The 16,282-nt window shown below is 73.7% G+C and carries 14 protein-coding genes and 1 pseudogene; 10 read left to right on the top strand and 5 right to left on the bottom strand.

The annotated features are described in order from the left end of the window. Window positions 1–173: 173 nt before the first annotated feature. The gene (gene recF, locus MET2598_RS0127605) at window positions 174–1,322 is read left to right on the top strand and encodes a DNA replication/repair protein RecF (RefSeq protein ID WP_012330009.1); all 1,149 of its coding nucleotides are present in this window, start codon (window positions 174–176) and stop codon (window positions 1,320–1,322) included. A gap of 158 nt (window positions 1,323–1,480) precedes the next feature. Here recF and MET2598_RS39930 read toward each other — a convergent pair. After that, window positions 1,481–1,672 (bottom strand): annotated as a pseudogene (locus tag MET2598_RS39930) (type II toxin-antitoxin system VapB family antitoxin); the annotation flags it as partial. 120 nt (window positions 1,673–1,792) lie between these two features. Between MET2598_RS39930 and recQ the strand changes: the two are divergent. The 7 genes from recQ (at window position 1,793) to MET2598_RS42390 (ending at window position 8,773) form a co-directional block, all read left to right on the top strand. Continuing rightward, a complete protein-coding gene (gene recQ, locus MET2598_RS0127595; RefSeq protein ID WP_012330010.1) occupies window positions 1,793–3,640 on the top strand; it encodes a DNA helicase RecQ in 1,848 nt (615 codons plus the stop codon). A gap of 218 nt (window positions 3,641–3,858) precedes the next feature. Further along, window positions 3,859–6,072, top strand: coding sequence for a phosphoribosylformylglycinamidine synthase subunit PurL (gene purL, locus MET2598_RS0127590; RefSeq protein WP_018263069.1), 2,214 nt, complete (start codon window positions 3,859–3,861; stop codon window positions 6,070–6,072). Window positions 6,073–6,112: 40 nt separating this feature from the next. Then, window positions 6,113–6,349 carry a BolA family protein gene (locus MET2598_RS0127585; RefSeq protein ID WP_012330012.1) on the top strand — a complete coding sequence of 79 codons (237 nt, stop codon included), beginning with the start codon at window positions 6,113–6,115 and terminating at the stop codon, window positions 6,347–6,349. A gap of 55 nt (window positions 6,350–6,404) precedes the next feature. Beyond that, entirely contained in the window at window positions 6,405–6,743 is a 339-nt protein-coding gene (gene grxD, locus MET2598_RS0127580) for a Grx4 family monothiol glutaredoxin (protein WP_012330013.1), read from the top strand. 122 nt (window positions 6,744–6,865) lie between these two features. After that, the gene (locus tag MET2598_RS0127575; RefSeq protein ID WP_012330014.1) at window positions 6,866–7,765 is read left to right on the top strand and encodes an NAD(P)/FAD-dependent oxidoreductase; all 900 of its coding nucleotides are present in this window, start codon (window positions 6,866–6,868) and stop codon (window positions 7,763–7,765) included. 151 nt (window positions 7,766–7,916) lie between these two features. Continuing rightward, window positions 7,917–8,102 (top strand): hypothetical protein, encoded by a 186-nt coding sequence (locus MET2598_RS37500; protein ID WP_036270574.1) that lies wholly within the window; start codon window positions 7,917–7,919, stop codon window positions 8,100–8,102. A 494-nt stretch (window positions 8,103–8,596) separates the two neighbouring features. Further along, on the top strand, window positions 8,597–8,773 hold the full coding sequence (locus tag MET2598_RS42390; protein WP_018263067.1) for a hypothetical protein: 177 nt from the start codon (window positions 8,597–8,599) through the stop codon (window positions 8,771–8,773). Between the two features lie 3 nt (window positions 8,774–8,776). Here MET2598_RS42390 and MET2598_RS0127560 read toward each other — a convergent pair whose 3' ends face one another. Both MET2598_RS0127560 and MET2598_RS0127555 read right to left on the bottom strand, forming a co-directional pair. Continuing rightward, window positions 8,777–9,664: a hypothetical protein gene (locus MET2598_RS0127560; RefSeq protein ID WP_018263066.1), complete on the bottom strand. Its 888-nt coding sequence runs from the start codon at window positions 9,662–9,664 to the stop codon at window positions 8,777–8,779. A gap of 118 nt (window positions 9,665–9,782) precedes the next feature. After that, entirely contained in the window at window positions 9,783–11,834 is a 2,052-nt protein-coding gene (locus tag MET2598_RS0127555; protein WP_018263065.1) for a M3 family metallopeptidase, read from the bottom strand. 160 nt (window positions 11,835–11,994) lie between these two features. Between MET2598_RS0127555 and MET2598_RS0127550 the strand changes: the two genes are divergently transcribed. Together MET2598_RS0127550 and MET2598_RS0127545 are read left to right on the top strand one after the other, a co-directional pair. Beyond that, window positions 11,995–12,792, top strand: a complete 798-nt coding sequence (locus tag MET2598_RS0127550; protein WP_018263064.1) for an extensin-like domain-containing protein — start codon at window positions 11,995–11,997, stop codon at window positions 12,790–12,792. 61 nt (window positions 12,793–12,853) lie between these two features. Further along, window positions 12,854–13,867, top strand: coding sequence for a L,D-transpeptidase family protein (locus tag MET2598_RS0127545; protein ID WP_018263063.1), 1,014 nt, complete (start codon window positions 12,854–12,856; stop codon window positions 13,865–13,867). A gap of 8 nt (window positions 13,868–13,875) precedes the next feature. Here MET2598_RS0127545 and MET2598_RS0127540 read toward each other — a convergent pair whose 3' ends face one another. Both MET2598_RS0127540 and MET2598_RS0127535 read right to left on the bottom strand, forming a co-directional pair. Continuing rightward, the gene (locus MET2598_RS0127540; protein ID WP_018263062.1) at window positions 13,876–14,979 is read right to left on the bottom strand and encodes a hypothetical protein; all 1,104 of its coding nucleotides are present in this window, start codon (window positions 14,977–14,979) and stop codon (window positions 13,876–13,878) included. A 241-nt stretch (window positions 14,980–15,220) separates the two neighbouring features. Beyond that, window positions 15,221–16,261 (bottom strand): phytanoyl-CoA dioxygenase family protein, encoded by a 1,041-nt coding sequence (locus MET2598_RS0127535; RefSeq protein WP_036270571.1) that lies wholly within the window; start codon window positions 16,259–16,261, stop codon window positions 15,221–15,223. Window positions 16,262–16,282: the final 21 nt, after the last annotated feature.

Below are 16,282 nucleotides of genomic sequence, written 5' to 3'. Positions count from 1 at the left end.
GGCGGGCGCGCTCCCGCGCCGGTCGCGCCGGGTTCCGCCAGGCCCGGCCCGGCGGCGCGGGTCCGCGCTCCGCCGGGCCGCGACGGCGCTCCGTGGCGATCGATCGCGTCGGGCCGCGGGCGAGGGATCTTGCAACCCGGCGCCGGGACGGGTGATTGGGTGGCCCAGGACCCATGGCCGCCCCCGATCCCTTCCGCGTCACGCGCCTCATCGCCCGCGACTTCCGCAACCACGCCAGCCTCGACCTCGGCGTGGGCCGGCCCTTCGTGGCGCTGGTGGGCGAGAACGGTGCCGGCAAGACCAACATCCTCGAGGCGCTCTCGCTGTTCGCGCCCGGCCGGGGCCTGCGCCGGGCCGATTTCGCCGCCATGGCGCGCGAGGGCGGGCCGGGCGGCTTCGCGGTGTCGCTCAGCGTCGAGGGGCCGCACGGTGAGCACCGCGTCGGCACCGCCTGGGAGCCGCCGCAGGGGCGCGAGGAGCGCGGCGGGCGCCAGTGCCGGATCGACGGAGCGAGCGCCCCCTCGCCCACCGCCTTCGCGGAGCAGTTGCGGGTCGTCTGGCTCACCCCGGACCTCGACGCGCTGTTCCGCGGCCCGGCGGGGGATCGGCGGCGCTTCCTCGACCGCCTCGTCCTCGCGGTCGATGCCGGCCACGGCAGCCGCGTCAGCGCCCTTGAGCGTGCCCTGCGCTCCCGCAACCGGCTGCTGGAGGAGCGGCCCGAGGACGGGCCCTGGCTCGACGCGATCGAGCGCGAGGTGGCGGAACTGGCGATCGCCGTGGCGCTCGCCCGGCGCGAGACGGTGGAGCGCCTCGACCGGCTGATCCTCGCCACCCGCGACGCGGCCTCGCCCTTCCCCTGGGCGGGGGTCCGGCTCGAGGGCGACATCGACGACCTCGTGGCGGTCTGGCCGGCCGTGGACGCCGAGGACCGCTTCCGCGCGACGCTGCGCCAGAACCGCTTCCGCGACCGCGCCGCGGGCCGCACGCTCGCCGGCCCGCAGGCCTCCGACCTCGTGGTGCGCCACGGCCCCAAGGACGTGCCGGCCGGCACCGCCTCGACCGGCGAGCAGAAGGCGCTGCTGATCGGCCTCGTGCTCGCCCATGCCCGCCTGGTCGCCGGCATGAGCGGGCTGGCGCCCCTCGTCCTCCTCGACGAGGTCGCGGCCCATCTCGACCCGCGCCGGCGCGCGGGCCTGTTCGACGCCCTGGAGGCGCTGCCGGGGCAGGTCTGGATGACCGGGGCGGATCCGGCGCTGTTCGCGGAACTCGGGAGCCGCGGCGACGTGGTCGCGGTGGCGGAGGGGCAGGTGCGGCCCGGCTGAGCCGCCTCAGGGGCGGGCGGAGGGAATGTCGGTCCGCACGACATCGTCGCCGACGAAGGGCAGGGGCACGTCGGGCGGCACGCGCGGGAGCATGGTCCGACGAAGGGGATGCCGGTTCGGCGAAGACCATCTGCCGAGCCGGTGGCCGGATCGCGCGCGACGCGCTCCTGGATCGGTTTGGCGCGCTCGCGCAAGGGGGGCGTCCCCCGACGCGCGATGCGTGACGCTTGGCGCCGTTGCGGCGCGTTCGTGAGTGCCATACGCACGGCATCCGTCTTGCTCACGCGCGCGATCGACGCCAGCGTCGCGGCGAGGCGCTCCACCTCGTCGTCCTGGTCGTTCAGGGGCATCGAGACCCTGCCTTTGGGACGCCCGGAGAGCTGTGTCGACCCGGGCCGGCCGCGATCGCCGCGACGGCCCCGAACCGGAGGCGGGACGCGGCGCCCGCCCGACCTTGAAGCAGGGACCCGATGACCTCACGCCTCGACGAGGCCCGCGCCGCCCTTCAGACGACCTTCGGCTACGAGGATTTCCGGCCCGGCCAGGCGGAGGTGATCGGCGCCGTGCTCGACGGGCGCGACGTGCTCGCCGTGATGCCGACCGGCTCCGGCAAGTCGATGACCTACCAGCTCCCGGCCCTGGTCGAGCGCGCCCTCACCGTGGTGGTCTCGCCGCTGATCGCGCTCATGCACGACCAGGTGCAGCAGATGCGCGGCTTCGGGGTCGCGGCCGCCACCCTCAATTCGAGCGTCGACGAGGCGAGCGCCAAGGCGGCGTGGCGCCAGATCCGCGCCGGTGACCTGCGCCTCCTCTTCGTCTCGCCCGAGCGCCTGCTGATGGAGGGGCTGATCGAGGCGCTGCAGGGCGCGGGCGTGCGGCGCCTCGCCGTCGACGAGGCGCATTGCGTCTCGCAATGGGGCCACGACTTCCGGCCGGAATACCGGGAGCTCGCCCGCGCCCGCGAGGCCCTGGGCGGCGTCCAGATGGTGGCGCTCACCGCCACCGCCGACACGGCGACGCGGGCCGACATCACCGAGCGGCTCTTCCCGGCCGGGCGCAGGCCCGAGATCTTCGTCCACTCCTTCGACCGGCCGAACATCCGGCTCACCTTCGCCCCCAAGGAGCACCCGACCCGGCAGATCAGCCGCTTCCTGCGCACCCGCCGGTCGGAGAGCGGCATCGTCTACTGCTCGTCGCGCAAGCGCACCGAGCAGCTCGCCCAGATGCTGCAGGAGGAGGGCGTCAACGCCCTGCCCTACCATGCGGGCCTCGACCAGGGCACGCGGATGCGCAACCAGGACGCCTTCCTGCAGGAGGACGGCATGGTCATGGTGGCGACCGTCGCCTTCGGCATGGGCATCAACAAGCCGGACGTGCGCTTCGTCTGCCACGCCGACATGCCCTCGAACGTCGAGGGCTACTACCAGGAGATCGGCCGCGCCGGCCGCGACGGGCTGCCGGCCGACACGCTCACCCTCTACGGCCTCGACGACATGGCCCTGCGCCGCCGCCAGATCGAGGAGAAGGACATCCCGGACGAGCGCCGCCGGGTCGAGCGCCGCAAGCTCGACGCGATGATCGCGCTCTGCGAGGGCGCCACCTGCCGCCGCCAGTCGCTCCTCGCCTATTTCGGCGAGGCGAGCGCCCCGTGCGGGCGCTGCGACCTCTGCCGGGGCGGCGTGGCGCTGGTCGACGGCACCGTGGCGGCCCAGAAGGTGCTCTCGGCGATCGTGCGCACCGGCCAGCGCTTCGGCGCCGCCTATGTCTGCGACCTCGTCCACGGCAAGGAGACCGACCAGATCCGGCGCAACGGCCACACCAAGCTCAAGACCTTCGGCGTCGGGGCCGACAAGCCGGTCGCGGCGTGGCGCTCGATCCTGCGCCAGCTCTTCGCGGCCGGCGCCGTCGCCGAGAACCAGGACGGCTATGGCGGCCTCGCCATGACCGAGAAGGGCGAGGCGATCCTGTTCGGGCGCGAGCCCGTGCAGCTGCGCCCGGACCCCGAGCCGAAGGCCCCCAAGGAGCGCCGGGCCCGCGGGGCGGAGCGCGACGACACGCTCGGCCTCTCGTCCGAGGACGAGGCCCTGTTCCAGCACCTGCGCGGCCTGCGCGCCACCCTGGCCCGCCAGGAGGGCGTTGCCGCCTACATGATCTTCCCCGACCGCACCCTGGTCGAGATGGCCCGCGCGAAGCCGGTCGACCTCTGGGCCCTGCGCTCGGTCCACGGCGTCGGCGAGCGCAAGCGCGAGGCCTACGGCGAGGCCTTCGTCGCGACGATCGCGGATTTCCTCGCCGACGCCGCCAAGCGCGCCGGCTGAGGCGCCCGCCCGGAGCATTCCGCCGAGGCGCCTCGGCGGCAAGGCCGTTGCTCCGCTCCCGGCACGGTCGCCTCCCTCTCCGACCGGGGAAACCCTCGCCGCCAAGCTGGCAAATGCGCGGGCCGATGCGCCCTCGCGGGTCCGCGCCCATTGCCCTCCCTCCCCCGGCTGCCGTATGCGCTGGGCCTCGACCGCGAGGCCGCCGCAGAGGGTGCCGCATGATCCGCAACGACATCGCCATCACGCCCGACCTCGTGCGCCAGCACGGCCTCACCGACGAGGAATACGCCCGCTTCAAGGAGCTGATCGGCCGCGAGCCGACGATCACCGAACTCGGCATCGTCTCGGCGATGTGGAACGAGCACTGCTCCTACAAGTCCTCCCGCATCCACCTGCGCACGCTGCCGACCAAGGCGCCCTGGGTGATCCAGGGGCCGGGCGAGAATGCCGGCGTCATCGACATCGGCGACGGGCTCGCCTGCGTGTTCAAGATGGAGAGCCACAACCACCCGAGCTTCATCGAGCCCTACCAGGGCGCGGCGACCGGGGTCGGCGGCATCCTGCGCGACGTGTTCACCATGGGCGCCCGGCCGATCGCGGCGCTGAACGCCCTGCGCTTCGGCTCCCCCGACCATCCGCGCACCCGCCACCTCGTCTCGGGCGTCGTCGCCGGCATCGGCGGCTACGGCAATTCCTTCGGCGTGCCGACCGTCGGCGGGTCGGTCGGCTTCCACCGGCGCTACGACGGCAACATCCTGGTCAACGCCATGGCGGTCGGCCTCGCCCGCGCCGACGCGATCTTCTACGCGGCCGCCACCGGGGTCGGGAACCCGATCGTCTATCTCGGCTCCAAGACCGGCCGCGACGGCATCCACGGCGCCACCATGGCCTCGGCCGCCTTCGACGAATCCTCCGAGGAGAAGCGCCCGACCGTGCAGGTCGGCGATCCCTTCGCGGAGAAGCTGCTGCTCGAGGCCTGCCTGGAGCTGATGGCCTCCGGCGCCGTGATCGCGATCCAGGACATGGGCGCGGCCGGCCTGACCTGCTCGGCGGTCGAGATGGGCGCCAAGGGCAATCTCGGGGTCGAACTCGACCTCGACGCGGTGCCGACCCGCGAGGCGGGCATGACCGCCTACGAGATGATGCTCTCCGAGAGCCAGGAGCGCATGCTCATGGTGCTCAAGCCCGGCATGGAGGAGGAGGCCAAGGCGATCTTCGTGAAGTGGGGCCTCGACTTCGCGATCATCGGCCACACCACCGACACGCTGCGCTTCGTCATCAAGCATGGCGGCGAGACGGTCGCCGACCTGCCGATCAAGGAGCTCGGCGACGAGGCCCCGCTCTACGACCGGCCGCACCGCACGAACATGCACCACCCGGTCCTCAGGGCCGAGGACGTCCCGGCCCCGGTGACGCACGGCGAAGCCCTGCGGAGGCTGATGGGCTCGCCCGACCTCGCCTCGAAGCGCTGGGTCTGGGAGCAGTACGACCACTACATCCTCGGCAACACGGTCCAGAAGCCGGGCGGCGACGCCGCCGTGGTGCGGGTCGAGGACGGGCCGAAGGGCCTCGCGCTCACCACCGACGTGACGCCGCGCTACTGCGAGGCCGACCCGGTCGAGGGCGGCCGCCAGGCGGTGGCCGAGGCCTACCGGAACATCTCGGCGGTGGGCGGCCGGCCGCTCGCCGTCACCGACAACCTCAATTTCGGCAATCCCGAGAAGCCCGAGGTGATGGGCCAGTTCGTCGGCTGCATCCAGGGCATCGGCGAGGCCTGCCGCGCCCTCGACTTCCCGGTCGTGTCCGGCAACGTCTCCCTCTACAATGAGACCAACGGCGTCGGCATCCTGCCGACGCCGACGATTGGCGGCGTCGGCGTGGTCGACGACGTGCGCCGGATCGCCACCCTCGCCCTCAAGCGCGAGGGCGACGCGCTGGTGCTGATCGGGCGCAGCCAGGGCTGGCTCGGCCAGTCCCTCTACCTCGCCGAGATCTGCGGGCGCGAGGAAGGCGCGCCGCCCCCGGTCGACCTCGCCGCCGAGCGGAGGAACGGCGAGTTCGTGCGCGGGCTGATCGCCTCGGGCCTCGTCGACACCGTCCACGACCTCTCGGATGGCGGCCTCGCGGTGGCGCTCGCCGAGATGGCGATGGCCGGCCGGATCGGCGCGGCACTGCCCGAATGCCCGCTGCCGATCCCGGCCCACGCCTACCTGTTCGGCGAGGATCAGGGCCGCTACCTGCTCGCGGTCGAGCCCGAGACGGTGCCCGACCTGCTCTACAGCGCCGCCGCGCAGGGGATCGACGCCGCCGTCATCGGCGTCACCGGCGCCGATTCATTGACCCTGCCGGGCGACGAGATCATATCCGTGGAGGAGCTGCGCGCCGTCAACGAGGCGTGGCTGCCGACCTACATGGCCGGGCCCGGCGCCTGATCCCGAGGGCCGGATCCCGGCGGAGACGGAGAACGCTTCGATGCCCATGGACGCCCGCGAGATCGAGACGATGATCCGGGAGGCCCTCCCGGACGCGACGGTCGAGATCCGCGACCTCGCCGGCGACGGCGACCACTACGCCGCCACCGTTGTGTCGGCCGCCTTCAAGGGCAAGTCGCGGGTGCAGCAGCATCAGATGGTCTATGGTGCATTGCAGGGTCGCATGGGCGGCGTGCTTCACGCGCTTGCGCTCACCACGGGCGTCCCCCAGGATTAGGGCACCGCATCAGCTGCCGGCGGGCGCGCCGCACCGCCCGCACCGAGAGGACATCATGACCGACATCAACAGCCGCATCGAGAGCGAGATCAAGTCCCAGGACGTTGTCGTGTTCATGAAGGGCACGCCGCAATTCCCGATGTGCGGGTTCTCCGGCCAGGTCGCGCAGATCCTCAACTACCTCGGCGTGCCCTACAAGGGCGTGAACGTGCTGGAGGACATGGAGATCCGCGAGGGCATCAAGGCCTACTCGAACTGGCCGACCATCCCGCAGGTCTACGTGAAGGGCGAGTTCGTCGGCGGCTGCGACATCACCCGCGAGATGTTCCAGTCGGGCGAGCTGCAGCAGCTGCTCTCCGAGAAGGGCATCGCGGTCAAGACCGCCGCCGCCTGAGGGCGAACACCGCCGGACCGGCACGGGAGGGGGCGCGCGAGCGCCCTTTTTCGTGCCCGCCGTGAACCCTCCGCCCCCGGCCGCGTCTGTACCCGAGAGGGGCGGCAGCGGCGGATGGTTCCATGTACGACGTCATCATCGTGGGCGGCGGGCCCGCGGGTCTGAGCGCGGCCCTGGTGCTCGGCCGCTGCCGCCGCACCGTGCTGCTCCTCGACGCCGGGCACCCCCGCAACGCCGTGACGCCGCGCATGAACGGCTATCTCGGCCATGACGGCTGCCCCCCGGGCGCCCTGCGCGACCAGGGCCGGGCCGAACTCTCCCGCTACCCGACCGTCGAGGTCCGCGACGCCGACGTGGCCGACGCGCGGCGCGACGAGGAAGGCTTCACCGTGGTTCTGGCGGATGGCCGGCGCGAGGCCGCCCGCCGCCTCGTCCTCGCCACCGGGCTCGCCACCGAATTGCCGCCCGTCGAGGGATTCCGCGACTTCTGGGGGCGCGGCGTGCACCACTGCCCCTATTGCGACGGCTACGAGAACCGCGACGCGCCGGTGGCGGTCTACGGACGCGGCGGCTGCGGCAAGGGCCTCGCCCTGGAACTCACCGCCTGGACCCGGGACCTGACCCTGTGCAGCGACGGGCCGGCGGAGCACCTCTCCGGGGAGGACCGCGCGCGGCTCGCGCGCCAGGGCATCCGCCTCGACGAGCGCCCGGTCGCCCGCGTCGAGGGCGAGGACGGGCGCCTCGCCCGCATCCGCTTCCGGGACGGCGCCGCCCTGCCCTGCGGCGCCATGTTCTTCACTCCCGCCGAGTGCGTTCCCTCGCCCCTCGTCGCGCGGCTCGGCTGCGACCTCACCCCGAAGGGCACCGTGCCGACGCGCGACTACGAGCAGTCGAACGTCCCGGGCCTCTACGTGGCGGGCGACGCCTCGCGCCGGGTGCAGTTCGCGATCGTGGCCGCCGCGGAGGGCGCCATGGCGGCCTTCGCGATCAATACCGAGCTCCTGCGCGAGGACACCGCGTGAGCCGAGCTTTCGTCCGCCTGATGCGCACGCACGTTGCGCCCATCGCCGCGGTTCATGCCGGCCGGTAGGGCGGTGCGCGGGCGCTTCAAGAATACCCTGCCCGGCAAAACGTTGTTAAGCTTACCGGGTGATTTGCAGCGGGGGGTTGAGCATGCTGGCTTTGGCGAGGGTGTGGCGCGTCCGGCTCTCCCGGGAGCCGCAGCCCGGAGCGCGGGCGGGGGCGCCGCCCGCGCCGGCCCTGGCCGGGCCTCCGGCCGAGGGCGAGCAGGAGCGTCGCGGACTGACCGCCCGCGAACTGATCCGGATGGCGCAATCGGCGCGCATCACCCGCAACTGAGCGTCGCGGCCCCGGCGCCACGGGGCCCGCACGATCGCCGCGCGGCGCTGGCGAGCCCGGCGGCGGACCCGATTCGTCCCTGCGGGAGCGCGCGGGGCGCCGGAGCCCTTCACGAGGCCGGGGCGGCCTGCTTCGCCGCATCGGGCCGGCCGCCGGGCGACCCGCAACCTGTGATCCCCTGAGCCGGTCATCCCGTGGCCGTCGCGTGGTCGGCCGGCAGCAACCAGCGCGCGATGCTTCGCGCGCCGGGCGCCGACGTCCCGCAGCGCAGCGGGGAAATCTGCGTGCGCTGCCGCACATCCATCGCGGCGACTGTTCACTACTTCTTGCGAAAGCCGAACCGCCCAAGTCCTCGGGACTTGCGGGGGAGGTGCAAAACTTTTTGCATGGAGCCACGACGCGGGCGGAACTGTTCAGCTCGCTCCGTGTTTCTCAGTATCCTGTATGCGTACGCGTACCCCACCAGCCACGGGCTCCGCGCCCGGGGGACCGCTATGCCCGATTTCGACGCCCGCCATCTCGACGACACAGAGGCCCTCGCCCGCCTCGCCGAGATCCTGCACCCGACCAAGGCCCTGCGCGGCCAAGCCAAGGCCCGCGGCCGACGCCGCGTGCGCGAGGGCTTGGCCGACCCCGCGAAGCCGGCCGACAAGTCGGACGAGGCGGCCTGACCCTCACCAGATCTGCGGCGTGATCAGGCCCCGGCTGGTCACCACGACCCAGGCCTTGCCCCGGCGCTCGATCGCCTCGACGCGCCCGACGCCCGGCACCGTGTCGCCCGGGCCCACCTCGATCAGGCGCCGGTTGCGGTTCTCGATCATCGCCACGCCGTCGTAGACGTCGCGCAGCACCCAGCTGTCCACCATCGCGGGCGCGGTCGGGGCGCTGGGCGCGGCCGGCGCGGCGGGCTTGGCCGCGGGCTTGTCCGGCAGGCTCCCGGTCAGGGTCGGCTCGGCGCTCGCGAGCTTCGGGGCCGGCGCCGGCGCGGGCGCGACCGCCACCGGGGCCGGCGCCGCCGCGCGCTGGCGGTCGAGCCGCTCGCCGAGGGCCGCCACGCGGGCCTGCTGCTCGCGGTCGAGATGCTCGATCCGGTCGGAGAGGCCGGCGAGCTTGGCCGCCGCGTCGCTCCCGACCTTGCCGATCCGCTCCAGCCGCTCGGCCATTTGACCGAACTGCGCCGCCGCCTCGCTCCGCGCGGCCTCGGCGGCCGCCTGCGCGGCGCCGGAGCGCTCCTTCACGAGCTTGAGGTCGCCGGCGAGGCGGGCGGATTCCGCGGCCTGCGCGTCGAGGCGCGTCGCCAACTTCTTCCACTCGGCGAGGCCGACCGCCGCGCGCTCCGCCCGCGCGCCCTTCCCCATCAGCGCCACCGCGGCGCCGCCGCCGAAGGCCCCGACGCAGAGGCCGCCGATCAGCGCCGCGACCGGCAGGCCGAGCTTGACGCGCGGGCGCCGCAGCCGCGGAAGGGCCGCCCGGGCGCGCGCCGCCACGTCCTTGAGACGCCCCTCCGCGGAGGCCGCCTTCGTGCCGGGCGCGTCCCCGGCCTGATCCTTGCCGTCGCTCATGACGAAAAGCTTCCTCGCCGTCCTGGAAGCTTTTGGTTAACGATAGTTCTTTACCGAATGGTTAGCGCCTCAGGGGCTGCGGAGCGGCGCGGGGTCGCCCCGCGCCGGGGTGCGGTCCTCAGGCGGCGAGCCCGCGCTTGCGCAGGAGCGGGTCGATGCTCGGCAACCTGCCCCGGAAGGCCGTGTAGGCGCGGCGCGCGTCGCGCAGGTTTCCGGCCCCGTACACGAAGGTGCGCAGGCGCTGCGCGGTCTCGGGGTCGAAGATGTCGCCGGCCTCGCGGAAGGCGTCGAAGGCGTCCGCGTCCAGCACCTCGGACCACAGGTAGGAATAGTAGCCCGCCGCGTAGCCGCCCGCGAAGATGTGGGCGAAGTGCGGCGAGCGGTGGCGCATGCTGATCTCGGCCGGCATCCCGATCCGGGTCAGGGTCTCGGCCTCGAAGGACCCGACATCGAGTCCCGCCTCGGCCGCCTCCGACAGGTGCAGGTCGAGGTCGACGATCGCCGAGGCGGCGTACTCGACGGTGGCGAAGCCCTGGTTGAAGGTGCGGGCGGCGAGGAGCCGCTGCAGCAGGGCCTCGGGCATCGGCTCGCCGGTGCGGTAGTGGCGGGCATGGGCCCGCAGCACCTGCGGTTGCTCCAGCCAATGCTCGTAGAGCTGCGAGGGCAGTTCCACGAAGTCGCCCGCCACCGCCGTGCCGGCGAGGAGCGGGTAGGTGACGCTCGAGAGCAGGCCGTGCAGGGCGTGGCCGAATTCGTGGAACAGCGTGCGGGCATCGTCGAAGGACAGGAGCGCGGGCTCGCCCTCGGCGCCCTTGGCGAAGTTCATCACGTTGACGATGATCGGGGTGACCTCGCCGGTGAGCCGCTCCTGCGAGCGGAAGGCGCTCATCCAGGCGCCGGAGCGCTTGCTCGGCCGCGCGAAGTAGTCGCCGAGGAACAGGCCGACGACCGAGCCGTCGCGGTCGCGCACCTCCCAGGCCCGGACGTCGGGGTGGTAGCGCGGGACCTCGGCCAGTTCCGCGAAGCGCAGGCCGAACAGGCGCGAGGCGGTGTCGAAACAGGCCGCGATCACCCCGTCGAGGGGCAGGTACGGCTTGATCTCGCCCTCGTCGAGGTCGTGCTCGGCCCGCCGGAGCTTCTCCGCGTAGTGGCGCCAGTCCCAGGGCGCCAGGGCGAAGTTGCCGCCCTCGTCGCGGATCAGCCCCTGCAGCCGGCCGCGCTCCGCCGCGGCCCGCGCGCGGGCGGGCGCCCAGACGTCGCGCAGCAGCGCCAGCGCCGCCTCGGGCGTCTCCGCCATCGTGTCGGCGAGCTTGAACGCGGCGAAGTTCGGGTAGCCGAGGAGCCGCGCCCGCTCGGCGCGCAGCTGCAGGGTCTCGGCGATGATCGCCTGGTTGTCCGTCTCGCCCCCGTTCTCGCCGCGCCGGATCCAGGCCGTGTAGGCGCGCTCGCGCAGGTCGCGTCGGGTCGAGAAGACCAGGAACGGCTCGATCAGCGAGCGGGCCAGGGTGATGACGTGGCCGCCCTTTCCCCGCTCCGCCGCGGCCCGGGCGGCGGCGGCCCGCAGGAAGGGCGGCAGCCCGGCGAGGTCCTCCTCGGTCTCGAGCGGCAGCACGAAGCCGCTCTCGTCGGCGAGCAGGTTCTGCGAGAAGCGGGTCGCGAGTTCGGCGAGCCGCGCCGCGATCGCGGCCATGCGCTCCTTGGCGGCGGGGTCGAGATCGGCCCCGGCCCGGCGGAAGAGCGTGCGGTAGCGGTCGAGGACGCGGGCCTCCTCCTCCGACAGGTCCGCCCCGTCGACCGCCCTCACCCGGGCCCAGAGCGCCCCGTTGAGGAAGAGCGCGCTGTGGTGCCGGGCGAGGCGCGGCGCCATGACCCGCTCCACCGCCTGCAGGTCCGGATTGGTGTGGCTGCCGGCGAGGTTGAAGAACACGCCGCCGACGCGCTTGAGCGCCTGGCCCGAGCGCTCGAGCGCCGCGACCGTGTTGGCGAAGCTCGCCGGCTCCGCGCTCCCGGCGATGACGGCGATCTCGGCCTCGTGCGCCGCGAGCGCCCCGGCGAAGGCGGGTTCGTAATGGGCGGGTTCGATCCGCTCGAAGGGCGGCACTCCGTGGGGCGTCGTCCAGACCGGGTCCAGGAGCGGGTTGCCGGGAGGGGTCGCCGGGGTGCCAGCCATGCGCGTGCGTCCTTTGCGGAATCGAGTCGCGGCCGACGATAGAGGGTGGCGGGTCCGGCGCAAGCGCGCGAGGCCGCGCCGGAGCGCGGAACGGGGGAACGGCGTGGCCGTTGAGTGCCGGCCGGCGCCCGGTGGGCTCCGGCTCGATCCGGGAGAGATCGTGACCCGCCGCCCTGCGCTCCTCCTCGCGCTCCTCGCCGCCGCGCCGGCCCTCGCCCAGGCGCGCGACACCCCGCCCCTGCCGCCGCCGCGGCCGGACCTGCCCGCGCCGGCGCCCCATCCCGCCACGGCCCCAAATCCTGCCACGACCTCAAGTCCCGCCACGGCTCCGGCTCCCGCCCCGCCCGCCGCCGAGGCGGCTCCCCTGCCGCCGGAGCGCCCCGCCGACCTGCCGGCCGGGCCGGCGGCACCCGCGGTGCCGGACGACACCGCCTGCCTGCGCCGGCTGGAGCGCCTCGGCGCCCGGGCCGAGCCGCTGCCGGCACTGGCGGACGGGCTCTGCGGCGCCCCGAAGCCCCTGCGCGTCGTCGAGCTGCCGGACGGGATCCAGCTCTCGCCGCCCGCCACGCTCACCTGCCGGGCCGCGGAGGCGCTGGCGCGCTGGAGCACCGAGGTGCGGGTCCTGGCCGAGCGCGACCTCGGCCGCCCGCCGAGGTCGCTGCGCATCTCGACCTCCTACGAGTGCCGCGGCCAGAACCACGATCCGGACGCCAAGCTCAGCGAGCACGCCTTCGCCAACGCGATCGACGTGATGGGCTTCACCTTCGAGGGACGCGAGCCGATCGGCATCGGGACGCAGGCCGAGGGCACGCCGGAGGGCCGGTTCCAGGCGGCGGTGCGGGCCCGCGCCTGCGCCTTCTTCCGCACCGTCCTCGGGCCGGGCTCGGATGCCGAGCACGGCAACCACCTGCACCTCGACGAGCGCGAGCGGAATGCCGGTCACCGCCTCTGCCAGTGAGCAGGGAACGGCCGGGCCCCGGTGCCGTTTGTGGCCCACGCAGGAGCGGAGGCGTGAGGCGATGCGACGGGTGCTGGCGGTGTGCGTGGCGAATGTCCTGGTGCTCGGTGCGGCGGCGGCCGCGCCCGCCCTCGACCGCGACGCGGTCAACGGGGCGCGCTTCGAGGCCGGCGCCCACCGCAAGCCCGCGGGCAAGCGGCCCGATCCGGTCCTGATCAAGGCGCAGGTGCTTCTCGACCGGGCGCGGTTCTCCCCGGGCGCCATCGACGGGCGCGACGGCGACAACCTGCGCGGGGCCCTCAAGGCCTTCGCCGAGGCGAAGGGGATGCCGGCCAGCGGGCACCTCGACGGCCGGCTCTGGGAGGCGCTGGCGGCGTCGAGCCAGGATCCGGTGCTCACCGATTACGCGCTGACCAAGGCCGATGCGGAGGGACCCTACGCGGAGGAGATCCCCGCCAAGATGGAGGACCAGGCCGAGCTCAAGGCCCTGTCCTATACTGGGCCCGCCGAGATGCTGGCCGAGCGCTTCCACATGAGCCGGGCGCTGTTCGACGCCCTCAACCCGGACAAGGACCTGGGCCGCGCCGGGACGGTGGTGACGGTCGCGGCGGTGCCGCCGCTCGCCACGGACCGGCCCGGCAAGGGCCTGCCCGAGGAGCCGAAGGTCGCCCGCATCGTGGTCGGCAAGGAGGCGCTGCAGGTGCGCGCCTACGGGGGCGACGGCGCGCTCCTCGCCGTCTACCCGGCCTCGGTCGGCAGCGAGGAGAAGCCTGCCCCGGAGGGCCGCTTCAAGGTTGAGGGCGTGACCTTAAACCCGACCTACACGTACGACCCGAAATACGCCTTCAAGGGCGTCGAGGCGACGCGCAAGTTCACGATCAAGCCCGGCCCCAACAACCCGGTCGGCCTGGTCTGGATCGAGCTCTCGGCCGAGTCCTACGGCATCCACGGCACGCCCGAGCCGGAGAAGATCGGCAAGTCCGAGTCGCACGGCTGCATCCGGCTGACCAACTGGGACGCCCGCGACCTCGCCCTCCACGTGGCGAGGGGCGCCACCGTGGAGATCGGCGAGTAGCGCTCGGGTCAGCGCGGCGCCAGGATCGGCAGCCGGCGGACGGAGATCGCCACCTCCTCCCCGGCCCGGGCGAGGGCGCGGGCGAGCCGCCCCCCGGTCCCGAGGCCGAACTCGGCGATGACGAGGCGCCGGATCGCCTCGACCTCGCCCTCGGTCGCGCGGTCGAGGGGGCGGCCGGCGAGTTCGGTGGCCGGCAGGATATGCGGCGCCTCGATCCGGTCGTCCCAGCCGGTGGCCCAGACCCGCCGCGCCAGCAGCTCGTTCGTCGCCCGGTAATGGGCCGCCGCCCGCTCCAGCATGCCGGCGTCGAGGGCCTGGAAGGCGCCGCCGAGGCCCCGCTCGGCCGCGAGCGCCTCGATCCGCGCCGTCACGGCGCGGGCCTGCTCGCCGCGTCGCGCGATCCCGGAGGCGGCGAGCCGCCGCGCCACCTCCGCCGAGACCGGGTCGAGGCTGCGGTTGGCGCGGCAGGCGAGGTCGTCCGCGCTCATGAGCGGCAGGAGACGGTCCGCGAGGCCGAGTTCCGCCGCGACGCGCACGATCAGCGGCGCGTCCGCGCGCCGGTCCCGGTAAGGCACCACGCTGACGCGTCCCCGCGCGGCCCGCGCCCAGCCGTCGAGCCCGTAGAGGTAATCGTAGCGGCGGTGCCCGAGATCCGCCGCGAAGGCGGCCGCGAAGGGGCGCCGCTCCGCCAGGAATTGCAGGCGCCAGAGATGCTGCGACTGGAGATAGGCGGCTTGCGCGCGGACCGTGAGCAGGATCTCGGGCTCGTAGCCGTGGCGGCGCAGCAGGTCGCAGAGCAGCCCGGGCGCCGGGTGCCAGGACGGGAACAGGCACAGGCCCTCGTAGGAGATCACCACCGCCTCGGCCCGGCTCGCCGCGAGGCGCGAGGCGAGCGCGTCGAGGAGCTCCCGGCGCTCGCCGAGCGGCCGGCGTCCCGCGAGCGCCGCCCCCAGGTGCTGGTGGCTGAGATGCGGCAGCGGCGCCGCGCGCGGCGTCAGGTCGGGATAGAGGATCCCGGCCTCGCGCAGCGCGGCGCGGTGGCGGAACAGCACGGTCTGCAGCGACGAACTGCCGGTCCGCGGCGTCCCGATATGGATGATGGCGCGGCGCATCGGACCGCGTCAGGCCAAGTGCCGACCGCGAGACACCGAACAGTGACTGTACAGCAACATGTATATTCGGTCTTTCGTCGCATTCATCCGCCAAGCTTACAATTCTACAAGCATTCGATAAAGCCCCGCTCGGCATCGAGCCGGGAAGTTGTCACATAACAATCACTTGGAGGGATTTTTCGCTGCGACGAGCGCCGGATCTCGGTGGGATGCGCGGGGAGGCCGCGCTGGCGCGGGCGGCTCAGCGTGCCTCCTCCCGGACGGGATCCCCCGCGCGCACGCGTCCCGCCGGCCGCCATTGGCTGCGCCCGAGGCCGAGCCGCTCCGCGAGGGCGAGCAGGCCCCAGAACAGCGCGAACTTGCGGCCCCTGAGGCCGGGCAGCGCCCAGGGATCGAGCCCGACGAAGGGCAGGAAGGGATTGCGGCGGCTGGCGGCGTAGATCTCGACGCGCAGGCTCGGCCGCGCGGCCGCGCCGCGGGCGTGGAAGCCGCAGGTGTCGCCGACCACCAGGGTGTTGCCCGGGACCGCGAATCGGACCGGCTCCGCCAGGCCGAGGCGGGGGAGTTCGTCGGGCCGGATCCGGAAGGCGCCGCCGCCTCCCGCGGCGGGATCGCAGGCGTCGATGCTCCGGCGCCGCTCCCAGGCGAGGCGCCGCCGGGAGCGCGTCGCCGAGCCGCGCACATACGTGAAGGGGCCCTCGTCCGCCGGCACGTCGTGCAGGAACAGCCACGCCTTCATGGTCGGGTGGAACGTGTCCATGTGCAGATCGCCCTGCGGGTCGGCCGGCCCGTCGAGCCGCGAGAAGATCGTCTGAATGTAGACCTCGGGCTCGGCGTCGAAGCTCGCGACGTAGCGGAGCCGGCCCTGGAAGGCCGGCATGGCGAGGAGGCGGCGGCAGGCGGGCAGGCCGCGCAGGGTGGCGAGCGTCAGGGGCACCCGCCGGGTCACCGCGTTCCCCTCGCGGAACTGCTTGGCCGGCAGCGGGAGCGAGGTGACCTCGCGCACGAGATCCGCGAAGTGATCGGGCGCCAGGAAATCCCGCACCTCGATGTAGCCCTGTGCGGCGAGTTGGCGCCGATCCTCCTCCGTCACCAGCGGCGCGAGCGCCGCGCGGCGCCGCGCGGTCATCGCCGCGGCGAGCCGCACCCGCCAGACATGCAGGCCGCGCCGGTTCAGGCGGACGCTGCCGAGCACCGGATTGATCCGGAACGACTTCGCCCCCGTCAGGATCTGGGTGGCGTAGAATGGTGCGAGAACAACATGCGAAAGATGGAGTGCCATTTCGATAACCAACGCATTTCT

Origin of the sequence: Methylobacterium sp. WSM2598, from assembly GCF_000379105.1 — a bacterium.
Classification (GTDB): Bacteria; Pseudomonadota; Alphaproteobacteria; order Rhizobiales; family Beijerinckiaceae; genus Methylobacterium.
The sequence above is the reverse complement of the archived record's forward strand: the minus strand, read 5'-3'. Positions and strand labels throughout refer to the sequence as shown.